Source organism: Desulfosporosinus sp. SYSU MS00001, from assembly GCF_049943955.1.
Classification (GTDB): Bacteria; Bacillota; Desulfitobacteriia; order Desulfitobacteriales; family Desulfitobacteriaceae; genus Desulfosporosinus.
The window spans coordinates 1-26,621 of sequence record NZ_JBNFTW010000018.1 but is presented as its reverse complement, the minus strand read 5'-3'; the positions used below and the strand labels follow the sequence as shown (position 1 = coordinate 26,621).

Annotated in this window: 27 protein-coding genes and 1 pseudogene; 16 read left to right on the top strand and 12 right to left on the bottom strand. The window is 41.7% G+C overall.

Annotation, left to right across the window (positions count from 1 at the left end; all coding sequences use genetic code 11):
• Positions 1-88: 88 nt before the first annotated feature.
• Both ACPUYX_RS20490 and ACPUYX_RS20485 read right to left on the bottom strand, forming a co-directional pair.
• Positions 89-388: a hypothetical protein gene (locus ACPUYX_RS20490; protein WP_426381449.1), complete on the bottom strand. Its 300-nt coding sequence runs from the start codon at positions 386-388 to the stop codon at positions 89-91.
• Between the two features lie 168 nt (positions 389-556).
• Entirely contained in the window at positions 557-1,264 is a 708-nt protein-coding gene (locus ACPUYX_RS20485; RefSeq protein ID WP_426381448.1) for an ATP-binding protein, read from the bottom strand.
• 349 nt (positions 1,265-1,613) lie between these two features.
• Between ACPUYX_RS20485 and ACPUYX_RS20480 the strand changes: the two genes are divergently transcribed.
• The gene (locus tag ACPUYX_RS20480) at positions 1,614-2,522 is read left to right on the top strand and encodes a hypothetical protein (protein WP_426381447.1); all 909 of its coding nucleotides are present in this window, start codon (positions 1,614-1,616) and stop codon (positions 2,520-2,522) included.
• A gap of 18 nt (positions 2,523-2,540) precedes the next feature.
• Positions 2,541-3,542: a peptidase U32 family protein gene (locus ACPUYX_RS20475; protein WP_426381446.1), complete on the top strand. Its 1,002-nt coding sequence runs from the start codon at positions 2,541-2,543 to the stop codon at positions 3,540-3,542.
• A gap of 183 nt (positions 3,543-3,725) precedes the next feature.
• Here ACPUYX_RS20475 and ACPUYX_RS20470 read toward each other — a convergent pair whose 3' ends face one another.
• The 4 genes from ACPUYX_RS20470 to ACPUYX_RS20455 are packed head-to-tail and all read right to left on the bottom strand — an operon-like array spanning position 3,726 to position 6,371.
• Positions 3,726-4,235 (bottom strand): hypothetical protein, encoded by a 510-nt coding sequence (locus ACPUYX_RS20470; protein WP_426381445.1) that lies wholly within the window; start codon positions 4,233-4,235, stop codon positions 3,726-3,728.
• 12 nt (positions 4,236-4,247) lie between these two features.
• Positions 4,248-5,243 (bottom strand): flotillin-like protein FloA, encoded by a 996-nt coding sequence (floA, locus tag ACPUYX_RS20465; protein ID WP_426381444.1) that lies wholly within the window; start codon positions 5,241-5,243, stop codon positions 4,248-4,250.
• A 29-nt stretch (positions 5,244-5,272) separates the two neighbouring features.
• Positions 5,273-5,752 (bottom strand): NfeD family protein, encoded by a 480-nt coding sequence (locus ACPUYX_RS20460; RefSeq protein WP_426381443.1) that lies wholly within the window; start codon positions 5,750-5,752, stop codon positions 5,273-5,275.
• 16 nt (positions 5,753-5,768) lie between these two features.
• Positions 5,769-6,371: a DUF1836 domain-containing protein gene (locus ACPUYX_RS20455; RefSeq protein WP_426381442.1), complete on the bottom strand. Its 603-nt coding sequence runs from the start codon at positions 6,369-6,371 to the stop codon at positions 5,769-5,771.
• A gap of 213 nt (positions 6,372-6,584) precedes the next feature.
• Between ACPUYX_RS20455 and ACPUYX_RS20450 the strand changes: the two are divergent.
• Positions 6,585-6,936 (top strand): annotated as a pseudogene (locus ACPUYX_RS20450) (transposase); the annotation flags it as partial.
• Positions 6,937-6,996: 60 nt separating this feature from the next.
• Here the strand turns inward: ACPUYX_RS20450 and ACPUYX_RS20445 are convergent.
• The gene (locus ACPUYX_RS20445; RefSeq protein ID WP_426381441.1) at positions 6,997-7,272 is read right to left on the bottom strand and encodes a hypothetical protein; all 276 of its coding nucleotides are present in this window, start codon (positions 7,270-7,272) and stop codon (positions 6,997-6,999) included.
• Between the two features lie 260 nt (positions 7,273-7,532).
• Between ACPUYX_RS20445 and rlmN the strand changes: the two genes are divergently transcribed.
• The 6 genes from rlmN to ACPUYX_RS20415 all read left to right on the top strand — a co-directional run bounded on the left by rlmN (position 7,533) and on the right by ACPUYX_RS20415 (position 11,224).
• Positions 7,533-8,594, top strand: coding sequence for a 23S rRNA (adenine(2503)-C(2))-methyltransferase RlmN (gene rlmN, locus ACPUYX_RS20440; RefSeq protein WP_426381440.1), 1,062 nt, complete (start codon positions 7,533-7,535; stop codon positions 8,592-8,594).
• 15 nt (positions 8,595-8,609) lie between these two features.
• Complete coding sequence (locus ACPUYX_RS20435; RefSeq protein WP_426381439.1) at positions 8,610-9,443, top strand: DegV family protein; 834 nt, start codon at positions 8,610-8,612, stop codon at positions 9,441-9,443.
• A 210-nt stretch (positions 9,444-9,653) separates the two neighbouring features.
• Complete coding sequence (locus ACPUYX_RS20430; RefSeq protein WP_426381438.1) at positions 9,654-10,085, top strand: DUF2089 domain-containing protein; 432 nt, start codon at positions 9,654-9,656, stop codon at positions 10,083-10,085.
• A gap of 17 nt (positions 10,086-10,102) precedes the next feature.
• Positions 10,103-10,558 carry an SHOCT-like domain-containing protein gene (locus ACPUYX_RS20425; RefSeq protein ID WP_426381437.1) on the top strand — a complete coding sequence of 152 codons (456 nt, stop codon included), beginning with the start codon at positions 10,103-10,105 and terminating at the stop codon, positions 10,556-10,558.
• On the top strand, positions 10,548-10,874 hold the full coding sequence (locus tag ACPUYX_RS20420) for a hypothetical protein (protein WP_426381436.1): 327 nt from the start codon (positions 10,548-10,550) through the stop codon (positions 10,872-10,874). The genes ACPUYX_RS20425 and ACPUYX_RS20420 overlap by 11 nt, the downstream gene beginning before the upstream one ends.
• Positions 10,875-10,888: 14 nt before the next feature.
• Positions 10,889-11,224, top strand: coding sequence for a phage holin family protein (locus tag ACPUYX_RS20415; protein WP_426381435.1), 336 nt, complete (start codon positions 10,889-10,891; stop codon positions 11,222-11,224).
• 83 nt (positions 11,225-11,307) lie between these two features.
• On the opposite strand, the gene ACPUYX_RS20410 is transcribed toward ACPUYX_RS20415, so the two are convergent.
• Positions 11,308-13,629, bottom strand: coding sequence for an N-acetylmuramoyl-L-alanine amidase (locus tag ACPUYX_RS20410; protein ID WP_426381434.1), 2,322 nt, complete (start codon positions 13,627-13,629; stop codon positions 11,308-11,310).
• A gap of 195 nt (positions 13,630-13,824) precedes the next feature.
• Here ACPUYX_RS20410 and ilvB point away from each other — a divergent pair, with 195 nt between their 5' ends.
• On the top strand, positions 13,825-15,513 hold the full coding sequence (gene ilvB / locus ACPUYX_RS20405) for a biosynthetic-type acetolactate synthase large subunit (protein ID WP_426381433.1): 1,689 nt from the start codon (positions 13,825-13,827) through the stop codon (positions 15,511-15,513).
• Positions 15,514-15,517: 4 nt separating this feature from the next.
• Positions 15,518-16,012: an acetolactate synthase small subunit gene (gene ilvN / locus ACPUYX_RS20400; protein ID WP_088225948.1), complete on the top strand. Its 495-nt coding sequence runs from the start codon at positions 15,518-15,520 to the stop codon at positions 16,010-16,012.
• Between the two features lie 177 nt (positions 16,013-16,189).
• On the opposite strand, the gene ACPUYX_RS20395 is transcribed toward ilvN, so the two are convergent.
• The 3 genes from ACPUYX_RS20395 to ACPUYX_RS20385 form a co-directional block, all read right to left on the bottom strand.
• Positions 16,190-17,416 carry a multidrug effflux MFS transporter gene (locus ACPUYX_RS20395; RefSeq protein WP_426381432.1) on the bottom strand — a complete coding sequence of 409 codons (1,227 nt, stop codon included), beginning with the start codon at positions 17,414-17,416 and terminating at the stop codon, positions 16,190-16,192.
• A gap of 189 nt (positions 17,417-17,605) precedes the next feature.
• Entirely contained in the window at positions 17,606-19,228 is a 1,623-nt protein-coding gene (locus tag ACPUYX_RS20390) for an N-acyl-D-amino-acid deacylase family protein (RefSeq protein ID WP_426381431.1), read from the bottom strand.
• Positions 19,221-20,462 carry an MFS transporter gene (locus ACPUYX_RS20385; protein ID WP_426381430.1) on the bottom strand — a complete coding sequence of 414 codons (1,242 nt, stop codon included), beginning with the start codon at positions 20,460-20,462 and terminating at the stop codon, positions 19,221-19,223. Before ACPUYX_RS20385 ends, ACPUYX_RS20390 begins: the two co-directional genes overlap by 8 nt.
• Positions 20,463-20,870: 408 nt before the next feature.
• On the opposite strand from ACPUYX_RS20385, the gene pheA reads away from it, so the two are divergent.
• Positions 20,871-21,707 (top strand): prephenate dehydratase, encoded by an 837-nt coding sequence (pheA, locus tag ACPUYX_RS20380; protein WP_426381429.1) that lies wholly within the window; start codon positions 20,871-20,873, stop codon positions 21,705-21,707.
• 231 nt (positions 21,708-21,938) lie between these two features.
• On the opposite strand, the gene ACPUYX_RS20375 is transcribed toward pheA, so the two are convergent.
• Positions 21,939-22,265 carry a helix-turn-helix domain-containing protein gene (locus ACPUYX_RS20375; RefSeq protein WP_047810089.1) on the bottom strand — a complete coding sequence of 109 codons (327 nt, stop codon included), beginning with the start codon at positions 22,263-22,265 and terminating at the stop codon, positions 21,939-21,941.
• A 177-nt stretch (positions 22,266-22,442) separates the two neighbouring features.
• Between ACPUYX_RS20375 and ACPUYX_RS20370 the strand changes: the two genes are divergently transcribed.
• From ACPUYX_RS20370 to ACPUYX_RS20355, 4 genes are all read left to right on the top strand, one after another.
• A complete protein-coding gene (locus ACPUYX_RS20370; RefSeq protein ID WP_426381428.1) occupies positions 22,443-22,823 on the top strand; it encodes a response regulator in 381 nt (126 codons plus the stop codon).
• Between the two features lie 280 nt (positions 22,824-23,103).
• Entirely contained in the window at positions 23,104-24,147 is a 1,044-nt protein-coding gene (locus ACPUYX_RS20365) for an agmatine deiminase family protein (RefSeq protein ID WP_426381427.1), read from the top strand.
• A gap of 13 nt (positions 24,148-24,160) precedes the next feature.
• The gene (gene aguB / locus ACPUYX_RS20360) at positions 24,161-25,036 is read left to right on the top strand and encodes an N-carbamoylputrescine amidase (RefSeq protein ID WP_426381426.1); all 876 of its coding nucleotides are present in this window, start codon (positions 24,161-24,163) and stop codon (positions 25,034-25,036) included.
• 154 nt (positions 25,037-25,190) lie between these two features.
• A complete protein-coding gene (locus ACPUYX_RS20355; protein WP_426381425.1) occupies positions 25,191-26,510 on the top strand; it encodes a cation:proton antiporter in 1,320 nt (439 codons plus the stop codon).
• The last annotated feature ends 111 nt before the right edge of the window (positions 26,511-26,621 follow it).

Sequence of the window (26,621 nt, the reverse complement as noted above, 5' to 3'; positions counted from 1 at the left end):
GATAATACTTGGGGCATAGCCCCTGGGAAAGTAGGTCATCGCCAGGTAACAAGCGATAGACTGCCAAATATGGCAGTCTATCTGTGTTTCATGAAAGAAGTGAAAGATTCCTACCGGGGTTCCACCCTTTCGGATCCACATTGCAGGAGAATGTTTCACAAGTTAAACTTGTTCCTTTCCTGGGTCTTCCTTTTGGCCGAAATACGATTCCTGTCTCTAGGGACCTTTGCTTTCGATTGTGACTGCTCACTAGGTTCTTAACAGCCTTAGTATTTCTCAAGTTGAAGTGCTCAGCAATTTCACGATTGGTCATTCCACTTTCTTTCATTTGAAGAACTTCTTTAATAATGCTTTCCCCAAAATGTTTTATTCCACGTTTTCCGGACATAACAAGACCTCCTATTGCAGTTTCTAATTCTACAATAGGAGGTCTTTTTCTTTCAATGTCCGTATTTAGGGGTTCAGTTCATACGAGGGTAGTCTATTTTGTGTTTTATATAAGCTGAAAATATTGGGTCCCGCACTTCAGGAGTTTACGCTGCGGGGAAGTTTAAACTTATAAAATAAGACCATTTGTTGATATCGTTGCGACAGTATAGGGAATTGACTTATTGCTATTAGTTAAGGCTTTTTTTGCAGCATTTACAAGCCCTCCGCAACAGGGGACTTCCATTTTTAAAATGGTAATGCTGGCAATAGTATGACGCTTTATAATTTCGCTCAATTTTTCTGAGTAGTCGATGTTGTCTAGTTTAGGACAAGCAATTAGAGTGACTTTTCCGAGCATGAATTGCTGGTGAATATTTGGATATGCGAAGGCGGTACAATCGGCAGCAAGTAATATGTCGGCGTTATCAAAGTAGGGTGCATCGATTGATACTAATTTTAACTGACAGGGCCATTGGGCAAGCTGCGATTGCGAGTTTTCTGGAGATACAACCTTAGCTGATTGTACTGCTTTTGGTAAAGGTTTGCCCTGGGTGCTTAGAGAAATAGAGGATAAAGAGCTTTCCGTTTCTTTCGGACTGCTATTTAAGTGTATTTTAACAGCTTCCTCATCATATTCGACGGTTTCTCGGTCTTCAAGAGTAATAGCTCCGGTGGGGCATTCAGGCAGGCAGTCGCCGAGGCCATCGCAATAGCTTTCAGAAATAAGCATGGCTTTACCGTTAACTAATTGCAATGCTCCTTCATGACAAGCATTAACACAGAGTCTGCATCCGTTGCAAAGTTCCTGTTTTATGGTAATAATTTTACGTTTCATTCATAACACCTCTCGAGTTTAGTAAGGATTATTAAGCAAAAAATTTTGTAAAAAACAGAAAGCAAGAAGTTATAGATATAGGGTTATTAAACCCAACTCAGCTATTATACAAGATGATCAGGATATATAACAGAGTTAAATTGCCTGTTAAATCAAGTTGCTAAAATAAAAAATGCTATAGCAGAAGTTGCTATAGCACTGGAGCAAATATTCCTGTAAGTAAGTATTCCTTCTAAAATAACTGAATTCCAGGATAATTTAAAAACCCCTTGTTAACGGTTAACCTCAAAATATCATACTATTTAATAAGAAGTAATTTAGTATGTGAATCAATGAGGTGTATCGTTGTATGGAATGGGCTCTAGGTATTCCCAATATTGAAAAAGTATATTTTATGGACGATCCTTGGTGTGAAAATAATCTTTTTCGATCCCGCGTGATAAAAGAAATTAGTGAGAACGTCTTGGGTGAGATTTTATTTACAAGGATATATTTTGGACAAGAATTTTGTGAAAGGTCAATGCCCTCTTTACGAGAAGTACTAGATGTTTATTATCGAGCGAGAGAACACGGCCAAGAGCTAACTTTAGTAACACCTTATGTGACAGAAAATGGTCTAACAAAGCTGCGGCAGTTATTACAAGGTTTGTCAGAGGAAGGTTTAGCATTAGAAGTTGTAGTTAATGATTGGGGAATACTATATTTACTCAATCAAGAATATCCTGGTTTTAAACCAATAATAGGTCGACAGTTAAATAAGGCTTGGCGTGATCCGCGAATCGGAAGTCCAACAGAAAATAAGAAAAAAACTCATAGTCAAAAATCTTGGTCTCTACCAATGACAAGCTTTGAAAGCGATATTATACAAAAAGTTTTTAGGGACTTTGGTGTAAGTCAGGTGGAATTGGATATTCCGCCGAGTGGATTAAATGATTTTGGCAGGTGGGATAATAAAGTCTCTTTATATTTTCCATATACAGTAATTACAAGCGGCAGAATGTGTCTTTTACGGTCATGGGGATACCAAAAAGACGATAAGTTTAAAACAACAGACAAAACTTGTGGACGAATTTGCAGGCAATTTTGGTTAGAACTTTCAGACAAATCAGGTCAAGTTCCAGCGTCTCCGAATTGGAAAATCGTCCAAAAAGGTAATGCAGTTTTTTGTGTTTTTAAGGAAGGTTTTCTCAAGGATACGTTTAATATTATATCGCGAATAGGGATTGAGCGATTAATTTTCCAACCCGAACCCATTTGACGACAGGAGGGCTATACATTGAAAATTCTAGCCCCTTTAACTTCGCTTGAAGAGGGGAGAACTCTTATTTCAGAAGGAGCAAAAGAATTGTATTGCGGCTTGCAGCCTGAGTATTGGGATTCAGTTTCCGGAGATAGGTTTTGGCTGAACCGCCGAGGTCCCGGTCAAGGTAATTTGCCAAGTCTTGAAGAATTGTCTGAAGTCGTTGGATTGGCTCATTTTCATGATGTGAAAGTTTTCCTAACATTGAATCAATCTATCTATTCAAATGCCTTGTACCAAGAAATTTTAAAGTTCGTAAGAAAAGTTTATGCGACTTGCAGCCCAGATGCTCTGATCATTGGTGATCCTGGTCTGATGAAAATGATGAAGGAGAAAATGCCGGAAGTAACGCTTCATGCAAGCAGTTTAGGAGGAATCCTTAACACAGAGACTGCCAAATTTTTTCGGGATTTAGGCGCTAAGAGACTTATTTTTCCAAGATATGTAGATTTAGAAGATATGGCTCGCATCATTCAAAAGATCGGTTCAGATATGGAGTACGAGGCTTTTATACTCAACGATGGGTGCATTTTCGAAGAGGCGTATTGCTTTGCAAATCATGCTTTTAATGGCGCGATTTGTCATAACCCTCATTGGATTTATAAACTTTATGATAAGAGCGGACTGTCAAGAAAAGAAGATAATCGTTCTTTTTCTGAGCATCTCAGAGACTATCGCGAATTTATTTATATAGGCATTAAAAATATGGCTGAAAGTATCAGCCCCAAAGGAGACCCTATGGGTATGTGTGGACTTTGTGCATTACCGGAGCTAAAGGCAATGGGCGTATGTTCTCTAAAAATAGTAGGGAGAGAATCGCCCCTTGAAAAGAAAGCAGCGAGCGTAAGGTTGTTAAGAAAATCTCTTGCTAGCATAGAAGGGGAGGAAAATCCGGAAATTCTCAAGCTTTGTTTTCGGATGATGCGTTCTATTCCAAAATTATGTGATAGCAACTATATGTGTTACTATCGAAACTAACCTCGTGAGATTTGTAAGTGACTCTTAAGACAAGGCATGAGATTAAAGCTTTTGTAGTAAGAAGACAGTAACCATTAAAATTAAGGATCCCGGTTAGAAAAGTCCGGTTTCGGGACTTCCATAATCGGGATCCTTTCCAAGGTATTAGGCGCGTTACGTCAAATAAGGTTAAGCTAATGTAAACTAATGATTTCTGGCAAAAGGACCACTGATACGTGCTTTGGGTTTTCCTAGTATTTCAGCCCAAATTACGGCATCAGCAAGGTGATTTTGCCTGAAGATTGGAGAGCCGGAGCAGTCGGGTCCTTCTTTCCCTTCTGTGGCGGTAGGGTCGGCTTCTGATTGGAAGATTTTTTGCTTTGTTTTTTCACTGCTTAAGATTCCTTCATCAAGAGCTGTCCCTTCGATACCAGGTGTGCCTTCATTGCCCTGAGTTCCTTCAGATTCAACGAAATTATCCATTCGGGGAAATTCCTCTGCTTGATAGTCTTGAACTTCGGATAATTTAGGAATCGCATTCGGGATACGCGGCGAAATCCATTTTTGAATCGCAGATTCTAGATCCTGAGCCCAAGGAGCAGAAGGAGTATAAGGATTCTTCGGACGTTGATTAGGTCGGGTGGTTCCTTTATTAATTTTGGATGCTAGAGCAAAAATCATAATGATGATAGGAAGAAACGATAAAATATCCATTGTACCTTCCTCTTACTTCCTAGGGGTAATATCCCCAGAATCTTTGCTGGTTTTGACAATGTTTTCTCTCATAGTTGTATCTGCCATAATGTTTTGCATATTGTAATAGTCCATTACGCCCATTTTCCCCTCCCTTAGGGCCGCTGCTAAGGCCCGAGGGACATCTGCTTCCGCTTCGACGACTTTTGCCCGCATTTCCTGCACAGAGGCTTTCATTTCTTGTTCTCTGGCCACAGCCATTGCGCGACGTTCCTCTGCTTTAGCCTGGGCGATACGTTTATCAGCTTCAGCTTGGTCGGTCTGCAATTGAGCCCCGATGTTTTTGCCGACGTCTACGTCTGCTATATCGATAGAAAGAATTTCAAAGGCTGTACCAGAATCAAGGCCTTTAGATAAAACAGTACGAGATACCATATCTGGATTTTCCAAAACCGCTTTATGTGAATCCGATGACCCTATACTGGTTACAATACCTTCTCCGACACGGGCGATAACAGTTTCCTCACCTGCTCCCCCTACGAGTCGGTCAATATTGGCTCGAACAGTAACACGGGCTTTAACCCGAAGTTCAATCCCGTTTTGAGCAACGGCGGATACAATGGGTGTTTCAATAACTTTAGGATTTACGGACATTTGAACGGCCTGCAATACATCACGTCCTGCCAGATCGATGGCCGCCGCACGCTCAAAAAGAAGGGGAATAGCTGCACGTTCAGCGGCAATTAAGGCATTGACAACACGATCGACATTTCCGCCGGCAAGATAATGGGCTTCTAGTTGGGCAGTTGTAATATTTAGGCCGGCTTTATGGGCTTTAATTAGGGGATTAACAATTTTGGATGGTGTTACCCGGCGAAGTCTCATGCCAACGAGAGAGAAAATTCCAACATTGACTCCTGCAGCTAAAGCAGAAATCCAGAGACCGATTGGGATGAAGGTTAAGAGAACGCCTATAACCATAATAGCCAGGATGAAAAGGATAAGGGAGAATAATGTTGCACCGGTCATTTTTAATACCTCCTCTAATCTTTTGAATTTTAATCGTCAATTTGACGAACAATTACGCGTGTACCTTCTACTTCGATAACGACAATCTTAGAACCGTTGGCAATAAACCCTCCTTCAGTGACGACGTCAAGGCGTTCACCGTTAAAATCGGCTGTTCCCGCAGGTCGTAATTGACTAAGGGCAATTCCTTGTTTGCCTAAAAACGTTTCATAATGTACTTTCGGCGCTACATAACCTTCTTGTTTTGTTTGCCTAGTTTTCAAAGCAAATCTTTCCCAAAAACGACGAGTTTGAGAAAAACGAAAGCTTAAGGCAATTAGTACAGCTAGTGTAATGAGTAACAAACTCACGTAAACAATACCTTCGAGCAAAGAATCAACCGAGAGGACGATCCCTGTAATTAAGGCGATAATGCCAAATAATCCGAGAATACCACCAGGGACAAAAATCTCTAGGAATATGAGGACAATTCCTAGTATAAATAGCGTTACAACAAACCCAGTCCCCACGTTTTCCCCCTCCTTATTAGGAACCTTTATCAGAACTTATTTCCGAAGGTTCTTGCGGCAAGATCTCCAACCAGTGTTCAGCAATTTGTTTATAGAGATTTGCTCTTGCTAACAAATTTAGAATAACCAGGGTTACAGCGATTTTTTCTTTATCATCGTCACAGATAGCTTCTTCAGTTAAAGAATCATTAACTTCATCACTTAATTGGTCTAAAGATTTCTGCCAATCAATTTGAGTCCGATCAAAGATTTCACAATAATATTTGTAAAGCTTCGAAGGATTGATACGGTCATCTGAGTTATCGGACAGAGTTTGGTTGACAAATCCTAGTAAGCGAGAGGCTTCATCTAAGGATAAGATATTACGCAAATCATTGATGAGCAAGATATTGGCAACTTGTTCTCGGTTATACTTTTTTTTATGGGGGCTGGGAAGATACTTTCTCCGGACCCAGTTTTGAATGTGAGTGTTATTAATATCGTTCTGACTTACTCTTTGGGCGACTTCAACGACTTGGGAAAGCATCATGGAGTCTAATTCCAAATACGGTAAAGCCTTTGTTTTGGGCTCGAGACTATTGACAATAGCTAAGATGCGGTTTAGATACGTAGGCTTCATAAGGTCACCTCCTTTGTTAAAACTAGGATTTCGTTAAATTATTCAAGATGATATTATTATAAAGTTATTGTATCTTTTTGTAAAGATCATTATGATCATCATGAAGAGTATTTTTTACAATATAACGAAATTACCTCTATCGTATATTAATGCAATAGGTTGCAATGTGTTAATTTATTAATTCTAATCAGGGGTGTTGCAAAACGAAGCAGTTTGCATATGAAAGATAATCGTATGCAAACTGCTCAATTAAAGCCGGCCTACAATCCAGATTGGCGTGGAAAGTGAATACATAATAGAGGTTGGGATCTTCCAGGGATCGGAGCGAGATAGCTACACTCATCTCTTTCCTAAACGCGCTGGATTCTAAACTACAGGCATATTATGAAAATGTTACAGCAGACTCTGGCTATGAGAGCGAAGAGAATTATTTTTATCTCAGGAAAAAAATCAGACCTACTACATAAAGCCACAAACGTATGAACAATGGATAAATAAATGTTTCAAAAAGGATATCAGTAAGCGAGAAAACATGATTCACAATGCGGAAACGGATGAATACACGACATAATCACCTTTGTTACAGAGTTTTTGGTTCGTATCCGAATTTTCTTCTTGTGTTTTATTACTGCTGGGCGTAATTTTGAAGGTCATTTTTCACGCCATAATGTTTCTGAATTTTATCAACCTGAGGTATCCACGAAAGTAGTTTTTCTTTAACATCGCGATCATTGACTTGATCTACCAGCAGTACTTCTTTTTCATTTAACTGTATTCCAATGCGATATTGGTGATTCTGACCATCAGTACTGACCAGAATTCCTTCAAAGGGTTCCTTCGCGTAAAGAGAATTATGAAGAAAGGCTTCTTTACTCATTAATTGACCATTGATGTTTTCCATAATATAATCTCCTCCTCAATAATATTTACCTAAGATATTTTGTGTTTGTTCAGGGTTTTTATGTGAATTAAAAAAACAGTTGCTTGTCTTTTTCAAGCTAAGGAGGAATGGTATAATTAAGTATTAAGATACAATTCTAAACAATGTTCGATATTTCAGAAAAATGGAAGGCGAAAAATGTCTTCTGATTACATTAATCATTTAAAGGGTATGATTTTGCGCAGCGGGATTTTGGATTCGTTGACTGTGAGGAAATAGGAATGAGTAAAGAATTAATTTATGGTTTAACCTTTGAACAATTAGCGGCGTATCTCATGAAATTCGGACATAAAAAGTATCGGGCCTTACAAGTATGGGACTGGCTTTACCGAAAGAAAGCAACACAATTTTCAGAGATGGCTGACGTCCATATAGACTGTATTGAACTATTGACAGATCACTTTGTCATCAATTCCTTGAGAGAATATGAGAGACAGGAGTCTGAGGATGGAACTGTAAAATTTTTGCTTAAGTTACGAGACGAGCATTTAATAGAAACGGTTTTAATGAGACATAAATTTGGATTGTCGGTTTGCGTTACAACCCAGGTCGGATGTAACATGGGGTGTAGTTTTTGTGCCAGCGGTCTCTTAATAAAAAATCGCGATTTATTTGCCGGAGAAATTGTGGAACAGATTATGGCCGTACAGGAGTATCTTAAGAGAAGTAACCAGCAAGAACTGATAAGTCACGTTGTAGTCATGGGAATCGGCGAACCATTTGATAATTTTTCAAATGTCGTTAATGCTATTCGGATTATAAAGGATCATAAAGGGCTGGCTATTCCCGCCCGTCATATTACTGTATCGACCAGTGGTTTAGCGGACAGAATTTATCAGTTCGCTGATGAGAATTTGCAGGTAAATTTGGCAATTTCACTGCATGCCCCTACGAACGAGCTTCGATCGCAAATTATGAAAATTAATCGGAGTTTTTCGATTCAAAGCATTATGGAGGCTCTTGACTATTATCGGCAGAAAACGAAGCGAAGGGTTACCTTGGAATATATTCTCCTTAAAGATTTGAATGATAAACGGGAACATGCTCTGCAAATCGCTGAATTGATCGGAGAAAAGAAGCAACTTATAAATGTCAACTTAATTCCCTATAACCCGGTGGAGGAACATCCTCAGTATCAACGAAGTGAGCATGAAGTAATGTTGGCATTCTATGATACCTTAAAAAAGCAAGGTATTAATTGTAGTATCCGTCTTGAGCATGGGGCGGATATTGATGCTGCCTGCGGACAGCTGCGCAGTAAACACAGTCACTGCCGGAGCTAAGGAGACGGGAACATTATGGACTATACAATTGTCATAGACAGCGGATGTGACCTGAATGAAGATATTAAGGAGCAAATTCCTTTTCGGATAGTACCGCTTAGTATTGTTTTAGGAGAACACAATTTTCTTGATGAAAACGTGAATTTACAAAACTTCTTAGAAGAAATGAAACATACTACGGTGGCACCACATACTGCCAGTCCTTCACCGAGTGGGTTTCTTAAATGGTTTAACGAAGCAGACAATATTTTTGTCGTAACTCTCTCATCCCAAATTAGTAGTACCTTTAATAATGCCGTTTTAGCCAAAACAATGATTTTGGAACAGGGAGGCACCGGCTTTATACATGTCTTTGATTCCCTTACCGCTTCTGTGGGAGAGACTTTGATAGGACTGAAAATTGCGGAATTGATTCAGAATAACCTCAACAAGGATGAGATAGTCGAGCGGGTTAATCAATATATACAGGAAATGAGAACGTTCTTCCTTCTGGATTCTTTGGAGCATTTAATTAAATCTGGACGACTTAATCGCTTTGCAGGGACCGTAGCGACTTGGCTTTCCATAAAACCTATTTTAGGTGCGTCAGATGAAGGAACCATTGACCTGATTGAGAAAGTAAGAGGGTCAAAAAGGGCCTTTCATCGCTTTCTTGAAGTCATTGGGGAAAGGGGAGAAAAGATGGAGGATAAAGTGCTGGGAATTGCCCATTGTAATTGTTTAGACAAGGCTTTGGCCTTAAAAGAAGAAATACAGCGGCGATACAGTTTTAAAGATGTAATTATCGTGGAAATGGGAGCAACAATTTCAGCCTATGCTGATGAAGGCGGGCTTTTAGTCGCATATTAATAGTTTCTTCGGCTCTTTGTCTTAAAGCGGACAAAGGGCTTTTTGCTTTAATTTGGTCAACATTTAACAAATATATTAACATCGATTTAAAAATATTAATATATTAAACTTAATACTTAAATATATTAATATAAACATTGACATTATGAATGTAAGAGCTTATTATATACAATATAAAAGCGGTAAGTTACTTAATGAGAGGTGATAAGCTTGAATTATAAGATACCCCATCGGTGTCCGGTATGTGACCATGAATTAAAAATCAGCAAGTTAACCTGCACTCATTGTCCGACTAAGATTGAAGGAGAGTTCTCCTCTTGTAAGTTTTGCAGACTCCCCAGGGAACAGATTCTTTTTATCGAGGCGTTTATTAAATGCCGGGGGAATATTAAAGAGGTTGAAAAAGAATTGGGAATCTCTTATCCGACGGTACGCAGCCGTTTAGATAGTGTCATTGAGACTCTTGGCTACAGTTTGGAGAAGGAAAAAGAGCCTGTCTTCGAAAATGCAGCGATAACTAAAGAACAATTACGGCGGCAAGAGATACTTGAGGCTCTCAATCGCGGGGAAATATCGGCCCAAGAGGCGGCAGTTCAAATGAGAAAACAGAGGGGTTTATATTCTGAAGAAGATACGGATTAGAAAGGAGTAATTGAGATATGAGCAGCGAAAAAATGAAAATACTTGAGATGATTCAGGAGGGAAAACTAACAGCCGCGGAGGGAATGGAACTGCTTAAGTCGATGGAAGATGAGATATCGTCTGAGAAGGCTTCAGTGGCGCCGGAATTTGATCTGGTTAAACCTGAAATGGCTAAACCAAACACTGGGGATCGCTTCCTGCGGGTTCGAGTTCTTGGAGAAAAATCTCTGAAGGTTAATGTCAATGTTCCCTTGAGCCTAATACGTTCTGCATCAAAGTTAGTGGTTTATGCTATGAGCTTTGTTCCCGCGGATAAGCGTACGGAATTAGAACAAAAGGGTCTTGATTTGCAGGCTTTGGATGTTGAGGAGCTTGTCCGCTTAGTTGAAGAAACTGTGGATGGCAAGATAGTAGATGTGGAAGTATCAGATCCTCAGGAGGGCAGAATCAAGGTGGAAGTGTGTGTGGAATAATTACACCACGTTTTTGATTGTCAGAGTAAAGGTAAAACACCACCGCGGTTTTGTATTCCCGGTTCCTGTCTGGGTTGTGGATGAGCTTTTTGTAGCTTTCGCAGAACTGGCTTGGGTAGGGGAGAAGACATTAAAGTGCATTCCTTATCATAAGGATTCTAAGGATCGTAAATTGTTGAGTTGGATCAATGCTATTTCTCCAAGCCGTTTCCTGGAAGGTCTGCATAATATAGTTGTAGAATTGAGCAGACACGAAGGCTTGGATATTATTGAGGTTGAAACGGGAGAGGTTAAGGTCAAAATTAGCTTAAAGTGAAACGGGGGTATCTGATGAAAAGACCCATTTACCGTATTTTAGTCAACACACTTGTATTTTTGGTGGCTGCACAATTTCTCCCCATTCATGCTTCTTCGCCCCTACATTACCTTGGAGCGGGTTTAATACTTTGGATCGTAAATTTGTTGATTCGCCCAGTTTTGATTGTCTTAACTATTCCACTGAATCTTTTAACTTTGGGGATTTTCACTCTCATCATAAATGCCTGGATGATCATGCTTACGAGCGGGCTCGTACCGGGTTTTTATGTTAGGGGTTTCGGCGTTGCCTTCACAGTCTCACTGATGGTATCCATCGCTAACTGGGGGATTAAAAGAATAAACAGCTAGTAACCTTTGAAAGTTACTAGCTGCTTTTTTGTAATTGATCGTTTAGGGAGAGTTGTATGGAACGGTTTACAGTTGCTTTTTAGTTATTGGGTGGGGTTATTGTAATAATTGTAAATTCCATGAAAAATAGCTGCGGCGACATTTTTTCGGAATGTGTCGTTCTGTAGTCTTGCTTCTTCATAGGGACTGGAGATAAAGGCGGTTTCGACTAAGACAGCAGGCATTGTTGTATATTTAATGACATAGAAATTTGCGTCTTTTACCCCTCGATTGTTGGTTTTTACCGTGTCGATCATTGCGCTTTGAATACTGCCGGCCAGCTGCTGGCTCTTCTGTTCTTGAGGATTGTCTGAACAATAGTAGGTCGTTGTGCCTTGAACAGAGGGGTTACTGAAGGAGTCGTTATGAATGGAGATAAAGAGGTCGGGGTTACTTTTGGCGGCATCATCAACTCGGTCCTGAAGATCATTGATTTCCGAAAAATCACTGGCTGCGGGAGAAGAGTCATTGTCCCGGGTTAAGAGAACCTTCGCCCCAGCCTGTTGCAGGATTGAATTCAAATCTTTTGCAATGGCTAAAGTATTGTCCTTTTCATAGGTACTGCTGGGACCGATTGCTCCGGTGTCAGGACTTCCATGTCCAGGATCGATCATAATGGTCTTTCCGCTTAAAGCATTTGCAGGGATTCCGGCGAAAGGATCGACAAGAACCTCTTGAGAAGGGTCGTAATTCGTAGGCGTTGAAGAAGAACCACCAGAAGAAGAACCACCAGAAGAAGAACCACCAGAAGAAGAACCACCAGAAGAAGAACCACCAGAAGAAGAACCACCAGAAGAAGAACCACCAGAAGAAGAGTTCCCTGAAGAGGAATTGCCTGATGAAGGTGTCTGTGTCGAAGAAGGAAGTTGGGGAAAAGCTTTCAAATTTGAACTGTAATTCGAAGATGCCTTTCCTTCAATAATGGCTTGAGACGTTGGACTGATAATGCCTGTTCCTCCGAGAATAAAGACTTTGCCGTTTGGACTCAAGTCATTGGCAGAGTCTGAGCTTGCAGTGGAGAGAGTTACATAGCTATCTGAAACCCAGCCTGTTATTGATTGATAAGTGGTCTGATACCAATCGTTTTGGTAATTAAGAAGATCAAGCGTTGTGCCTTTAGGTATCGTCGCCAGAAGTTTTCCCGTAGAAGAAGGTGTATCTCTTAAATTTAATCCTGCCGAGGCATTGACGATTCCCTTTTTGGTGCTGCTGGATGTCGATGAAGAGTTGTTGGCGGAAATTGTAATATAGGCATCAGAAACCCAGCCGGTTTTGGATTGATAGGTCGTTTGATACCAGTGATTTTGATAGGTGCCAAGTTCAAGTGTGGTTCCATTAGGAATAGTTGTCAGGAGATTTCCTGAAGAAGAAGGGGTGTCACGAAGATTTAATCCGTTTGCAGCCGTAACGACACCTGCTTTAGAGGTGTTACCTGAGGTAGAAGTGGAAGAAGCGGATGAGGGAGGTTCAACGACCATATGTAAGCGCATTACGTTATAAACAGAGGGAGGAATATCATTTTGTTCGGTCAGTAAAAGCGGAGCCTTTTCTTTTGAGGCGAGAACAGTACCGGCTACGGCATCAGGGAAGGTGATTCCTGATGCTAAGAAAAGGTCGTTTGATTGATAGATATCTTTCATGCTGGAAACAACTTTGGCGTTGGTATCGTAGCGGTCCTCTCCGCCAAGGCGAGTCTCAATTGTAAAGTTGTTTTTCGTCAATTCTTCCGAGGGAACGACAACTTCTCCGCCAATGACGGTGATATGTTTTGGCGCATTTTCGTTTAAGTACTTCAGGACAGAGTCGGGGAGAGTTGTTGAAGTAAGTACAACGGGAATTTGTTTAATGCCGGCATAGGTGGCCGCCGACAGAGCATCCGGAAAATTATCGCCATTAACTATGATCAGAGAGTCTGAAGTCAAACGCTTTGCCAGCAGAACAGATGTCTCGTAACGATCAGTTCCTCCTATCCGTTCCCAGTTTAAGGACAATTGCTCAAGGTCCTTTTCAATCGCTGGTTTTAAACAAGCGGTACCTCCGAGTAAGATAATCTTCTGAGGTTTTAGGCGCTGCAGCTCTTGAACTACTCTTGAGTCAAGAGCGTCTCCTCCTGTTAAAAGAATTGGGGCATTTAAGTTAACTGCATAAGGGGTAGCTGCGATAGAATCTGGATAATCTGAGGCCTGGCATAAAATAACAGTTTGAGCGGAATCCCAGCCTTTTTGAGAAATTTTCAAGGCTGTTTCGATCTGGTCTTGACCGGCTATTCTTTCTGTTACATAAGCTAGAGGACTTGCCTGAGTAATTATCGGTAAGGCAAATATAAGCACAAGCGAAGCTATCATCGCGGTGATGATTTTTTTCACATTAATTCATCCTTTCTCCTGCCATTATGTCGATTATATCACAGAAACCCACTCTAATTGAGGAAATTTGCAAAACGTAATTTAGCAAGTATTCTGTAGGTTTAGAGAAGATTTGTGCTATAATAGAGTCTAAAAATAATTGTTGTCTTAATGACAGACACCATGGATGGGGCAGATGTATAGGGAGGGGCAAATATGATAATGACGGGTGCGGAAGCGATCATCGAATCGCTGAAAAAGGAAAACGTGGATGTAGCCTTCGGCTATCCCGGCGGGGCAGTGCTGACACTGTATGATGCTTTATATAACGCAAATTTCCGGCATATTTTAACGAAGCATGAACAAGGTGCCGTCCATGCTGCTGATGGTTATGCCAGAGCTACGGGAAAAGTTGGCGTTGTTATTGCCACTTCCGGTCCAGGGGCAACGAATCTGGTGACGGGGATCGCTACTGCTTATATGGATTCGATTCCGATGGTAGCAATAACCGGTCAAGTTGCTGTTCCCTTAATCGGCAGAGATTCCTTTCAAGAGGCAGATATTCGGGGAATTACAACTCCAATTACTAAACACAACTATTTGGTTAAAACTGTTGAAGAGTTGCCCCAGGCTTTAAAAGAAGCTTTCTATATTGCGCGTACAGGTCGGCCGGGTCCAGTCGTTGTTGACATAGCCAAAGATGTTTTTGCAGCTTCCTTTGATTACGAATATCCTTCAGAAGTTAAGCTGCGTGGTTATCATCCTGTCTATGAAGGAAATCAAACCGTCATAAATCAGGTCTTTGAGGAATTGCGTTCGGCCAGCAAGCCTTTGCTTTTTATCGGCGGGGGGGTCAATCTATCTGATTCATCGTCAGAGCTGAGAGAATTTGTGGAGCAGAGTGGTTTTCCTGTAATTACCAGTTTGATGGGCTTAGGGTGTATTCCCTTCGACCATCCTCAATTTTTGGGAATGGTTGGAATGCATGGGACCTACGCCGCAAATATGGCAACGACAGAATGCGATTTGCTTTTAGGAATCGGGGTTCGTTTTGATGATCGGGTGACAGGACTTTTGAGTGATTTTGCCTCTAAGGCTAAGATTATTCACTTTGATATAGATCCGGCGGAAATTAACAAAAATGTTATCGCTCAAATACGGGTCATCGGGGATTTGAACTGGTCATTACCAGCCTTAATAGAAAAAATCGGAGGAGTTTCCGGTGAATTAAAAGAACAGGTAGGGCATTGGCGGGAAAAAGTTTTAAGCTGGAAGCAAGACTATCCGCTGACTTATGAACAAGGGAAGGATCTTGTAATGCCGCAGGCTGTGGTTGAAAAGGTCAGTCAATTGACTCAGGGTGAGGCCGTGATTGTAACGGACGTCGGGCAAAATCAAATTTGGGCAGCTCAATTCTATGGCTTCAGGCATCCGCGTCGGTTTTTAACGTCAGGCGGGTTAGGAACCATGGGTTATGGCCTGCCAGCTGCCTTAGGAGCTCAATGTGGTTTACCTGATAAAAAGGTGGTTCTTTTTGTTGGTGACGGCGGATTGATGATGAACTGTCAGGAATTAGCGACCCTTGCCGATTGTGATTTTCCTGTGGTTGTTCTAGTTCTGAATAATCAAACCTTAGGGATGGTTGCTCAGTGGCAAAGGATGTTTTATGGTGGCCGTTATTCCCATACCAGCCTCAAAGGGCATACGGATTTCGTAAAGTTGGCAGAAGCTATGGGAGTAACGGGCTTGAGGGTGACTGAGCCTGCGGAGCTGGATAACGTTCTTGCCCAGGCTTTAGCAGCTCGGGGTCCTGTTTTAGTGGATATACGAACTCCGGAGACAGTAGACGTCCTTCCGATGGTTCCAGCGGGAGCTCGTCTGGATCAGATGATTATGGGGGGTTAAGAAGATGAAACATACATTAGCCGTTTTGGTTGAAAACCGACCGGGCGTCTTGACACATATTTCGGGGTTAATCAGCCGCAGGGCTTTCAACATCGAAAGTATAGCAGCTGGGTATACTGAAGAACCGGATACAACAAGAATTACCATTGTTGTAGAAGGGGATGAAATAGAACAGGAACAAGTTGTAAATCAGTTATCCAAATTAATTGATGTTATTAAAATCAGTGATTTAACGGCTGTTGAGTCCATCCAGCGGGAACTGGCCTTGATCAAGGTTAAAGCAAGCCTGGAGACTCGTTCAGACATTATCAATATCGTTAATATTTTTCGAGCCAGCATTGTGGATGTCAGCCGGGAGACGATGGTGATTGAGCTTTCCGGAGATGAAACTAAGATTGATGCTCTTTGTCAAGTCCTTGAAGAGGATCATGGAATTATTGAAATTGCGCGGACGGGCAAGATCGCTCTTTCACGTGGCCCTATACCGGCAAAAGCTTAAGTTGTAAGCCAGCCTGGCAATAGACTCCCCTGCCGCTGACGATGCCCTCAAAGAATGAAAACTGGTGGATCGGTCAAGAAATCTCAACAAAATAAGGGGTTGTAACCTTTGGCTCTTCATTTAGGTTACAACCCCTTATTTTTATCGTAAGTTTTATCCGAAATTGCTCGTTATCTTCTATTTAGAGCGGACATTTTTATCTTTTAATAATAAATAGCATAGAATTGCTCCAACCTCACATATAGAGATAACTGTCCCCATAGGAACTGCCGTGTTGCCGCCCCCTAGACCCACAAGCGGAGCGACGGCTGCACCTATGACAAAAGCAAATAATCCCAGCAAGGCCGAGGCACTTCCTGCCGAATGACCATAATTCTCCATAGCGAGTGATGAGCCGGCTGTTGATACAACTCCAACACTGGATACTGCAATGAATAACGGCAGCAAAATGGCCACTAGTCCTGCCCCCAGGAGAATTGTTGTCAGCAAGCACAAACCGCCCAAGGTAGCTAAGATAAGGCCGGAAATAAAGAGTTTTGTTCCGGCAATGCGGCTGGCCATTCTGCCGGAAATTTGACCAGCGATGATGATGCCCAATCCATTAATGGCAAAAAAGAGGCTGAACAATTGTGGTGACGCACCAAAAATATTTTGGATGACAAAAGGCGAACCAGAGATATAGGCAAACATGGCAGCCATGACGAGTCCTTGGGGTAATGCATATCCCATAAATACTCGGTCACACATTAAATCGCGAAACGTAATTACAACGTTCTTCAGGCCTCCTTGTGAGCGGCGTTGAATCGGCAGGGTTTCTGGTAAGGTAAAAAAGACCGCCAAGAACATAGCGATTCCTACCAGTGTTAAAACAAGAAAGACACCTCGCCAAGAAGTGAACTCTAAAAGCTGTCCGCCAATAATCGGGGCAACTATTGGCCCAACACCATTAATTAACATTAAAAGAGCAAAGAACCTTGTCATTTCAGGTCCAGAATAGAGATCTCTCACAACAGCTCGTGAAATAGCAATACCCGCAGAACCGGCAAAACCTTGAATAAAGCGGAGTGAAATTAGTGTCCAGATGGAGGGACTGATTACACAGAGCAAGGAAGAGACGGAATAACAGAAAAGTCCAATGAGAAGAGGCATCCGGCGTCCACGAACATCGCTCTGGGAACCTGTTAATAATTGACCAAAGGCGAGACCGAGAAGACAGGCCGTCAGACTGAATTGAGCGAAAGAGGCGCTGGTATGCAAATCTCTAGCTAAAATAGGTAATGAGGGTAAGTACATGTCGATGGAAAGTGGTCCAAAGGCAGATAAGGCACCTAAAACAAAAGCGATCCACAGTCGGCGGGAGTGGGAGAAGGTTGCGCTGGAGCTAGGATTGAAACCATTATTCAAAAATTTCCGGCCTCCTTAGTTTAATGATTAAACCTAATCAAGAATTGAAAATCATTTAGGTTATAAGGTATACGTTTATCCGGTTTTTAAGACCCCCACTTCTTGTAAGTGGGGGTTGGTCCTCGAGTTAACCATACTTATTATAAATGATAGGAAGAGAAATTATCATCGTGCTGTTGCTTAATCCACTTAAACACTAATAATTAATCGACCAGCTCCCGAATTTAAAAGCTTGCCCTCTGCTAAAGCAATTTGACCGTTAAGTACAGTGTAATTTATTCCTTGGGGAAATTGATCGGGTTTAGTGTAATCTTCAGGTACGCTGATTTTCTGAGGGTCGAAGACAACAAGATCTGCAGCATAGCCTTCTTTTAGAAAACCCTTTTGCTTCAGTCTTAAGCGCTGTGCAGGATCTCCTGTGATTCGTTTAATTCCTTCTTCCCAAGTTAAAAGTTTTTTCTCCCGGACATATTCACCTAAGAACTTGGGGTAAGTGCCAAATAAGCGTGGATGGGGCGTACCGGTTGGAATGCCGTCCGACCCCACTTGACATAAAGGATGCTTATACAACGTTGCAATATCGTCTTCGGCAAATAAATCGTGCATGACCATAGAACACTGGCAATTTTCGCTGATCAAGAGATTGGCTATCTGATCGATAATTTTATCGACAGGCAACTTGTAATTTAACGAGGCTTCAGGGATTAATTGATGCGCCCTGCGTCCTTCCGCCCATTTGTTATCTTTTTTGAAGGCAGAACTAATCATAATATTTGGCCAGCCCACCATACCCACAAAGTTGTCCCAACCCGGATAATCCGGCCCATTTTCTCGAAGTTCGCCTTTAAGCCTTGCCCTGAGAACAGGGTCTTTTAAACGTTTAATAATTTCGGGGCTTCCTCCTTCCTTGGCCCAGGGAGGAAGAATTTGGGACAGCAAGGTGCTGCCTGCCTGATAAGGATGCTCATCAAAGGTAACATCAATCCCTTCAGAACGCGCTTTCTCCACCATAGTAATTAATTCCTGTCCAGTAATGCCAAAATGGGGGTTAGCGTAGGAACGCATATGCGAAATTTGTAATTTGACTCCCGATCGTTTGGCGACTTCCAGGGCTTCAGTCATTGCTTCCCGAACTTGAAGCGAGTGACTGCGAATGTGAATCATCATGATGCCGTCATGGGCTGCTGTCACGGAACTAAGAGCGACAAGCTCTTCCTGAGGAGCAAACATGCCGGGCAGGTAAGCTAAGCCATAGGAAATTCCTAATGCACCGGCAGACATAGCCTCTTCGACAAGGGCACACATGTTGGCAAGGTCTTTAGAAGTCGGAGAATTGTTTTTAAGCCCTAAAATTTGGGCTCGCACTGCTCCGTGACCGATAAGGAAAGCGAGGTTATTGGGTTTTAAAGCTCGGTTCATTTCCTGAAGAAAGGCTGCGTAATCCGGCCAGTTCCATTTTTGCGGTCCCTTGCCCAGGATAGGTGTCAGATAGGAGCGCCAATCTTCCATAGTATCGCTGCAGGGTGCAGACCCAAGGCCGCATTGTCCGGCAATTTCCGTAGTGATTCCTTGGCGCAGACGACTTTCGCGAACAGAGCCGGACATAAACGGCACTAAATCACAATGACTGTGTACGTCAATAAAGCCTGGTGTAACCATGCTGCCGGCGGCCATAATTGTTTTAACCGCAGCCGATGAGAGCGTCTGTTTTACTTCTACGATCTTCCCATCCTTAATTCCAAGATCTTTTTGTACAGCAGGGCTTCCTGTTCCATCGACTACAAGGCCGCCTATGATGGCAAGATCAAACATTATTGTTGCAACACCTTTCCTTGTTACCTTTTCGCTGATTATAAAGTCCCATCCCCCAAATTATTAGACTAAGCAGGATGAGCAAGCTTCCAACCAGACAGACACCCTTCCACTGCCAGAGACTCCAAGCATGCATGCCTAAAAATGATCCCAGTGAACCTCCAATAAAATAAGTAACCATATAGACGGTATTTAACCTGCTTTTAGCTTCGGGGACTAAAGCGTATACTCGTGCTTGATTCGAGATTTGGGCACTTTGAACGCCAAGGTCTAATAAAATAACACCTAATATTAATCCCCACAAGTGTCTGCCGAACAACCAGAGGAAACCATAGGCTATTAATGTCACTGCCGCAGCGATTCCTACGACGATTCGGGGACCCTTTTTATCGGCTAATCGTCCGGCGACAGGGGCAAATGAAGCGCCTGCTACACCAATTAAGCCAAAAAGGCCGGCGATTTCAGTACCATAATAATAGGGCGGCTGTTTGAGGAAGAAAGCTAAGGTTGTCCAAAAGACACTAAACGTGCCGAAGAGGAGTCCCCCCATCAGAGAGGCTTCCCGCAATAAGGGGAGCTTCATTGTATATTCCCATAAAGAATGAAGAGTTTGACGGTAAGATAAACGTGATGTGGAACCGGTCTGAGGTAAGAAAGCCCATAGCGTTAGGGCTAAACTAAACATTAAAGCCGCGGCGATATAATACATTATACGCCAGCCCCAAAGACTGCCGATAATTCCGCTGATGGTTCTGGCTAATAAAATTCCAAAAAATAAACCACTCATGACTATGCCGACAATACGGCCCTGTTGATCGGGTCTCGCCAGTTGGGCTGCCAAAGGAACGATGATTTGAGGAACAACGGTTGTTGTTCCCACGGCAAAACTGGCTGCACCTAACATGGTGAGGTTTCCGGATGCCCCTACGGACAACAAAGAAACTGTCACCGCGCCGAGTAAAATAACAATTAAGAATTTTTTTTCCTTAATATCTCCGAGGGGAACAAATAAAAAGAGGCCCAAGGCATAGCCTAATTGTGTAAGTGTGGAGATGCTTCCAATTTGAGCGGCGGAAGCATGGAAAGTTTGAGCTATGTCTGCAAGTAGTGGCTGGTTGTAGTAGAGATTGGCGACAGACAGTCCGGAACTGATGGCAAGTATCAAGAGAAGTCCGCGTGAAAGTTCGGGATGTTGTGGTTTACCTGAAGAGTTTGTGCTTGAATTAAGGTTCATACTATCCCTCTTAGTTCTAAAGTCTTATTAATTGTTCGATTGTTATGTTAAGTCTACGCGGTAAATGTCGCGAAGGCAAGCTAAAAGATAGGCCTGCTCCATAATACCTGTGTTCTGATGTGTTCAGCTATGGCCGAACGGGCTCACATATGATCTCACTTTCTCAATAGGAATACTTAGCGGCGAAGGAGGACTCTACCCCACCTGAAGTTTACGAAGGCCCCCCACTTATAGAAGCGGTGGGCCTAAAAACTGAATAAAATCCATTTTGGGAGTATATTTCTTCGACAGAAAAGTTCTAACAATGTTATAATTATTTAACTGCTCATTGCTTATTAAGGAAGGCTGACATAGCTGAACATTAAAGAATAGTAATCGGATTTCTGTTAATTAGAACAGGGGGGTTATATGCATAAGATAGGCTACCTTGGACCGGAAGGAACCTTTTCTGAGCAAGCTGCTCAACATTATTGTAATAATAAACAAGAAGCAAGTTTAGTTAGTTTGCCAAGTATTCGTGAAATTCTTTTGGCTGTTCAACGCAATGAATTGGATTTGGCCGTCATCCCTTTTGAAAATTCCTTAGAAGGGTCAGTTAATATTGTCTTGGATGTATTAGCTTGGGAAGTCGACCTTTTGATTGTTGATGAGCTTATTTTACCTATATCTCAAACATTGATGGTTACTCCAGGAGCTGATTGGAAAAAAATCTCTTCTGTTTATACCCATCCTCAATCCGCCGGGCAATGCAGGCTCTTTCTGGAAACCCATCTTCCCCAGGCACAAGTATACTTGACAAGCAGTAATGCCGAGGGAGCTAATCAAGCGAAGATGTTTGGGAGAACTGCGGGGGCAATCGGGCCGGAAGCTGCAGCAGATAAATTCGGACTTCAAGTAGTCTTGCGAAATATCCAAGATAAAAATAATAACTTTACACGATTTGTGGTTGTCGGCAAAAAGACGATCCATCTTCCGACAGGCCGTAATAAGACTTCCATAGTTTTTTCAACGGAACATAAGCCGGGGAGTTTAGCTTGTATCCTGGATATTTTCAATTTATGGGATATTAATATGACTAAAATTGAATCGAGACCTTCCCGTGGTCAATTAGGGCGTTACATCTTTTTTATTGATATTGATGGACATTTATCTGCACCAGATGTTCGCGATGCTTTGACAATGGTACAGCGCAAAACAAATTTCTACAAATTTTTAGGTTCTTACCCCATGGCAGAAATTGATTAAAGCATAACAACTTATTAATAATTATCATCGTTAAATGAGGAGTTATAACTTATATTTGAACTTAGGGGCTTTATGTGAAAACATAAAGCCCCTTTTTAGGATGCGATCGTTATGCCCAATAGCGGAAAGCTTTGGGTATGACCAGGGTTCCGCCATTAAACAGCCATACTGTCTTTATTTCAATTAATGTAAGATAGCTAAAAAATAGCAAAAGATAGCGGAAATAGTTATCTACTTAATAGATTCAAAATAGGCGACAGCAACTTCATAAAGGAAATTAATCGGGATTGGATCTTTTCCTATTAGGAGAGCATTGAGTTTTCTGAGTATGGGTTCGGTCTCCTCTGAAGAAGTATCGAGCAGTACTGTTGGTTCGACATCCAGGGCAGTGCCTATTCTTGCTAAGAGGTCTAATGAAGGAGACCTTAGGCCTCGTTCAAGATAGCCGATATATGAACTACTGACATTAACAAGTTCTGCCAGCCTTTCTTGTGTAAGTCCTTTAGTCTGGCGGAATAATTTTATGTTTTTTCCGACAACCTCTTGAATGTTAGACACTCTATCACCTCCTGTTCCAATTTTAAGGTAGTCACTTGAAACATCTTAGCGACTGTGTGTGTGTAATTATATTGAAAATAACAACAAATAGTTATACAATGTGAAAGTAATGTAGTAAAATTTCATATTATAGTTAAGTTTGTAATATATCGGAGATTATTTAAAGGAGTGAGAAAGTTGTCGAAATATATTCTTGTTGTTGATGATCAATTTTCAGTTCGATTATTTATCCAAAAAGCTTTGGAACAGTTTGGGTACGAAGTTAAGGCAGTGGCCAGCGGATCAGAATGTTTGTGCCTCGCCACTTCCCTTCACAGACCTTCGCTTATTCTTTTGGATCAAAGCATGCCGGGAATGACAGGCTTACAGGTATTAGCACAACTGGCTCAGGACGATCTAGCCAAGAATATTCCGGTGATAATGATCAGCGGAGAAGAGGACCTCGAGGTCACTGCCCGAAGTTTTGGTGTCTGCGATATCTTGAGTAAACCTCTTGATCTGGAGTATTTCCTGAAAACCGTTAGAGCAACCTTAGAGAAGGAAACGGCTAATTTTTGATAAAAATGGATATATTTAGATTATATAACTATATTGATTTCTAAGTGCATTTATATACTTATTAAATGTGTCGAAAAGAAAAGGGCAATAGTTTAATGAAGAAACTGTGCAGCTCTTTTTTAGTTTTCATAGCTATTAGCGGTAGCATAAATCGACTACAATTCGAATCAACAATTTGAATTTCGCTACCCAAAGAAACGACTTTAAATTCTCCTAATGATGAAGTAAAATTAAATGAATTAATTTAAGAAATAAGTTAGGATATGAAAGGGAATATATAATGTATCCAATAAATTTCAATTACCGAATGCCTGCTGAATGGTCCGAACATAGGCGAACTTTCATTTCTTGGCCTGTTCAAGCCTCTATGTGCCATCCGGAGGATTATGAAAATGTATGCAAGGGCTATACAGAGATTATTCGGGCAATTGCCGAATTTGAACCTATAACAGTGCTTGTGAATCCTGGCGATTCAAAAACTCTCAGTTCAATTTTCTCCGCTGAAAGGATTGAACTTTTGGAGATTGAACACAACGACGCTTGGTTAAGGGATAACGGCCCAACCTTTCTGGTTAATAACTTAGGGCACCTTGCTGGAGTGAATTGGCGCTTTAACGCCTGGGGCGGAAAATATGAACCCTGGGATTTAGATGACCAAGTCGCGTCTAAGCTCTTAGAGCATTTTGCTATCAAACGGTTTGACGCTCCTCTCGTTATGGAAGGAGGGTCTCTTCATGTTGATGGTGAAGGAACACTCTTGACTACTGAAGAATGTTTGCTTAATCAGAACCGAAACTCTGAATTGACTAAAGAACAGATTGAAACTGAGCTTAAAAATCATCTTAATGTCAGGAAGGTAATCTGGCTGAAAAGGGGGTTGGAGGGGGATGAGACAGACGGGCATGTGGATAACGTTGCCTGTTTTGCTGCCCCAGGCAAAATCCTTTTGCAATCTTGTAGTGACCCTAATGACGGAAACTATGAGATTACACGGACAAACTTAGAGTTGCTTCAAGGGGAGACCGATGCCCAGGGAAGATCTTTCGAAATTATCCCTATCCTGCAGCCTCCCAAATTATGTGACCCAGAAACGGGTGCACGGCTAACGTTAAGTTATCTTAATTTCTATTTTGTTAATGGAGGAATCATCCTTCCGGTCTTTGGCGGACAGGCTGCTGAAACGGATGAATTAGCCAAATTGACTCTGACGAGAATCTTTCCACAACGTCGAATTCGTACTGTAAATGGTATGGGGGTTATCAGGGAGGGCGGAAACGTCCATTGTACTACTCAGCAAATGCCGGCTGGGATCAATAGACTTTAAGAAAGGAATTATCATGAGAACAGTAAAAGTTGCTGCAACCCAAATGAGTTGTTCGGACAACGTCACTGAAAATATTGCTAAGGCAGACAGATTAGTTCGCGAAGCTGCTGGGAAAGGTGCACAAATTATTTTATTGCAAGAGCTTTTCGAAACGCCTTATTTCTGTCAAAAAGAAAAGGCTGATTATTATCGCTACGCTTCCGAGTTGGAAGAAAATAAGGCAGTTCAACATTTCAAAAAGGTTGCTAAAGAGCTTCAGGTTGTCTTACCTATAAGCTTTTATGAAAAGAAAAACAATGCTCGTTACAATTCTTTGGCTGTCATTGATGCCAATGGGGAACTATTGGGTAAGTATCGCAAGAGTCATATACCTGATGGTCCGGGTTACGAGGAAAAGTTCTATTTTAATCCCGGAGATACGGGATTTAAAGTCTGGAAGACACGTTATGCCAGAATTGGGGTAGGGGTCTGTTGGGATCAATGGTATCCTGAGGCTGCACGGTGTATGGCCTTAATGGGAGCTGAGTTGTTGTTTTATCCGACTGCCATAGGTTCTGAGCCGCAAGATGGTTCCATTGATTCGCGGGATCACTGGCAGAGCTGTATGCTGGGGCATGCTGCAGCTAATTTGATCCCAGTGGTTGCCTCTAATCGTGTGGGTGTTGAAGATGATGAAGATTCCAGTATTACGTTCTACGGTTCATCGTTCATTGCCGGTTCTCAGGGAAATAAGATAGTTGAAGCAGGTCGTACAGAGGAAACTACTTTAGTAGCTGAGTTTGATTTAGATCAATTGGAGATCCAGAGATTAGAATGGGGAATTTTTCGAGACCGGCGGCCAGATTTATACAAGATTATATCGACCTATGATGGTGAGATAACGATTTAAATTGTTCCGGGGCTTATATATCGTTGCCATCCAGAGAAAAGTTGATAGGCACTTCGCTTTCATGATGAAGCGAAGTGCCTATGTTATAAAGGTGGACTTATTTGATTCCTAAGCAAGATATTTACGGTTAAGTTGGCGAAGTAAGGAGGGTGCTATGACGGGGCTTGTTCATTCATCGGTTTTTATCTGGCTGCTGCTCTTAACTTCAGTTGTGGCAATGTTAGGACGATTTATTAAAATACCTTATACTATTGCCTTGGTATTAACCGGTTTATTTGTTGGTTATTTAAAACTTTTGCCGGGAGTACATTTGGAACCAGAGGTTTTATTTGCAATTTTCCTGCCGCCCCTTTTGTTTGAGGCTGGGATTAATATTCACTTGGAGCCTCTGAAGAAGAATTGGAAGATCATTACTGTCTTATCTTTACTGGGGACGGTATTATCTACCCTCGTTGTGGGCTATTCGCTGCATATACTCTTGGGACTACAGTTTTTGTTGACCCTCTTGTTTGGGGCAATTATATCACCAACGGATCCAATTTCTGTTTTAGCAATTTTTAAACGTTTAGGTATTGCCAAGCGACTGTCAGTCATTGTCGAAGCGGAGAGCCTGTTTAATGATGGAATCGCCGTCATTTTATTCAGCGTTATCCAAGGTATCCTTATAACCGGAACCTTTTCTCTGGCTCAGAGCGAATTAGCCTTTATTCGAACTTTTTTCGGCGGAGCTCTTGTGGGCATTGCTATTGGAGCAGCGGCCTCCAGAATCACTCGGGAATTCGATGATCATTTATTGGAAATAACCTTAACGACAATTACAGCTTTCGGTTCTTATATGGCTGCTGAAGGGTTTCATGTTTCTGGGGTCATTTCTGTAGTCGCCGCTAGTTTAGTGGTTGGCAATTATGGAATGAAAAGTGGTATGACTCCTGTATCGCGTATGGCGGTACTTTCGTTCTGGGAATATGCAGCTTTTGTAGCCAATTCTCTGGTATTCTTACTCGTTGGGTTAGAAATGACGAATATAACGTTCAGAGATAATCTTTTCTCAGTTGTAATTGCTGTAATCGCTGTTTTGTTGGGACGGGCATTTTCAATCTATGGATTATCTGCCCTTTTAAATAGGTTTGGATTATCAATTCCTGGGAACTTCCAACATGTTTTAGTCTGGAGCGGTCTGCGGGGAGCTTTATCAATGGCAATGGTCTTGGGCCTGGAGGCTTCTGCACCGGAACGCAGTTTCTTGATTACAGTTACCTTTGGAGTAGTCCTTTTTTCCTTGGTAGTACAGGGCTTGACGATAGAGCCTCTGATTAACAAATTGGGACTGACTACTACTAATGAGGAGCTGAGAGATTACCAAAATCTGTTAGAAGAAAGTATGGCCTTGCGTTCGGCTATAGCAGAGATTGATCGTCATGTGCTTAATGGAAACGTATCCAAAATAGCCCGTGATGATGAACTGAACCCCTAAATACGGACATTGAAAGAAAAAGACCTCCTATTGTAGAATTAGAAACTGCAATAGGAGGTTTTGTTATGTCCGGAAAACGTGGAATGAAACATTTTGGGGAAAGCATTATTA

Excerpts from the sequence above, each read along its gene's own strand:
- ACPUYX_RS20365 (WP_426381427.1), top strand. The coding sequence starts at position 23,104 with ATGTATCCAATAAATTTCAATTACCGAATGCCTGCTGAATGGTCCGAA.
- ACPUYX_RS20385 (WP_426381430.1), bottom strand. The coding sequence starts at position 20,462 with ATGAACCTTAATTCAAGCACAAACTCTTCAGGTAAACCACAACATCCC.
- rlmN (WP_426381440.1), top strand. The coding sequence starts at position 7,533 with ATGAGTAAAGAATTAATTTATGGTTTAACCTTTGAACAATTAGCGGCG.
- ACPUYX_RS20425 (WP_426381437.1), top strand. The coding sequence starts at position 10,103 with ATGAGCAGCGAAAAAATGAAAATACTTGAGATGATTCAGGAGGGAAAA.
- ACPUYX_RS20455 (WP_426381442.1), bottom strand. The coding sequence starts at position 6,371 with ATGAAGCCTACGTATCTAAACCGCATCTTAGCTATTGTCAATAGTCTC.
- pheA (WP_426381429.1), top strand. The coding sequence starts at position 20,871 with ATGCATAAGATAGGCTACCTTGGACCGGAAGGAACCTTTTCTGAGCAA.
- ACPUYX_RS20480 (WP_426381447.1), top strand. The coding sequence starts at position 1,614 with ATGGAATGGGCTCTAGGTATTCCCAATATTGAAAAAGTATATTTTATG.
- aguB (WP_426381426.1), top strand. The coding sequence starts at position 24,161 with ATGAGAACAGTAAAAGTTGCTGCAACCCAAATGAGTTGTTCGGACAAC.
- ilvB (WP_426381433.1), top strand. The coding sequence starts at position 13,825 with ATGATAATGACGGGTGCGGAAGCGATCATCGAATCGCTGAAAAAGGAA.
- ACPUYX_RS20490 (WP_426381449.1), bottom strand. The coding sequence starts at position 388 with ATGTCCGGAAAACGTGGAATAAAACATTTTGGGGAAAGCATTATTAAA.
- ACPUYX_RS20355 (WP_426381425.1), top strand. The coding sequence starts at position 25,191 with ATGACGGGGCTTGTTCATTCATCGGTTTTTATCTGGCTGCTGCTCTTA.
- ACPUYX_RS20445 (WP_426381441.1), bottom strand. The coding sequence starts at position 7,272 with ATGGAAAACATCAATGGTCAATTAATGAGTAAAGAAGCCTTTCTTCAT.
- floA (WP_426381444.1), bottom strand. The coding sequence starts at position 5,243 with ATGACCGGTGCAACATTATTCTCCCTTATCCTTTTCATCCTGGCTATT.
- ACPUYX_RS20435 (WP_426381439.1), top strand. The coding sequence starts at position 8,610 with ATGGACTATACAATTGTCATAGACAGCGGATGTGACCTGAATGAAGAT.
- ACPUYX_RS20485 (WP_426381448.1), bottom strand. The coding sequence starts at position 1,264 with ATGAAACGTAAAATTATTACCATAAAACAGGAACTTTGCAACGGATGC.
- ACPUYX_RS20390 (WP_426381431.1), bottom strand. The coding sequence starts at position 19,228 with ATGTTTGATCTTGCCATCATAGGCGGCCTTGTAGTCGATGGAACAGGA.
- ilvN (WP_088225948.1), top strand. The coding sequence starts at position 15,518 with ATGAAACATACATTAGCCGTTTTGGTTGAAAACCGACCGGGCGTCTTG.
- ACPUYX_RS20470 (WP_426381445.1), bottom strand. The coding sequence starts at position 4,235 with ATGGATATTTTATCGTTTCTTCCTATCATCATTATGATTTTTGCTCTA.
- ACPUYX_RS20415 (WP_426381435.1), top strand. The coding sequence starts at position 10,889 with ATGAAAAGACCCATTTACCGTATTTTAGTCAACACACTTGTATTTTTG.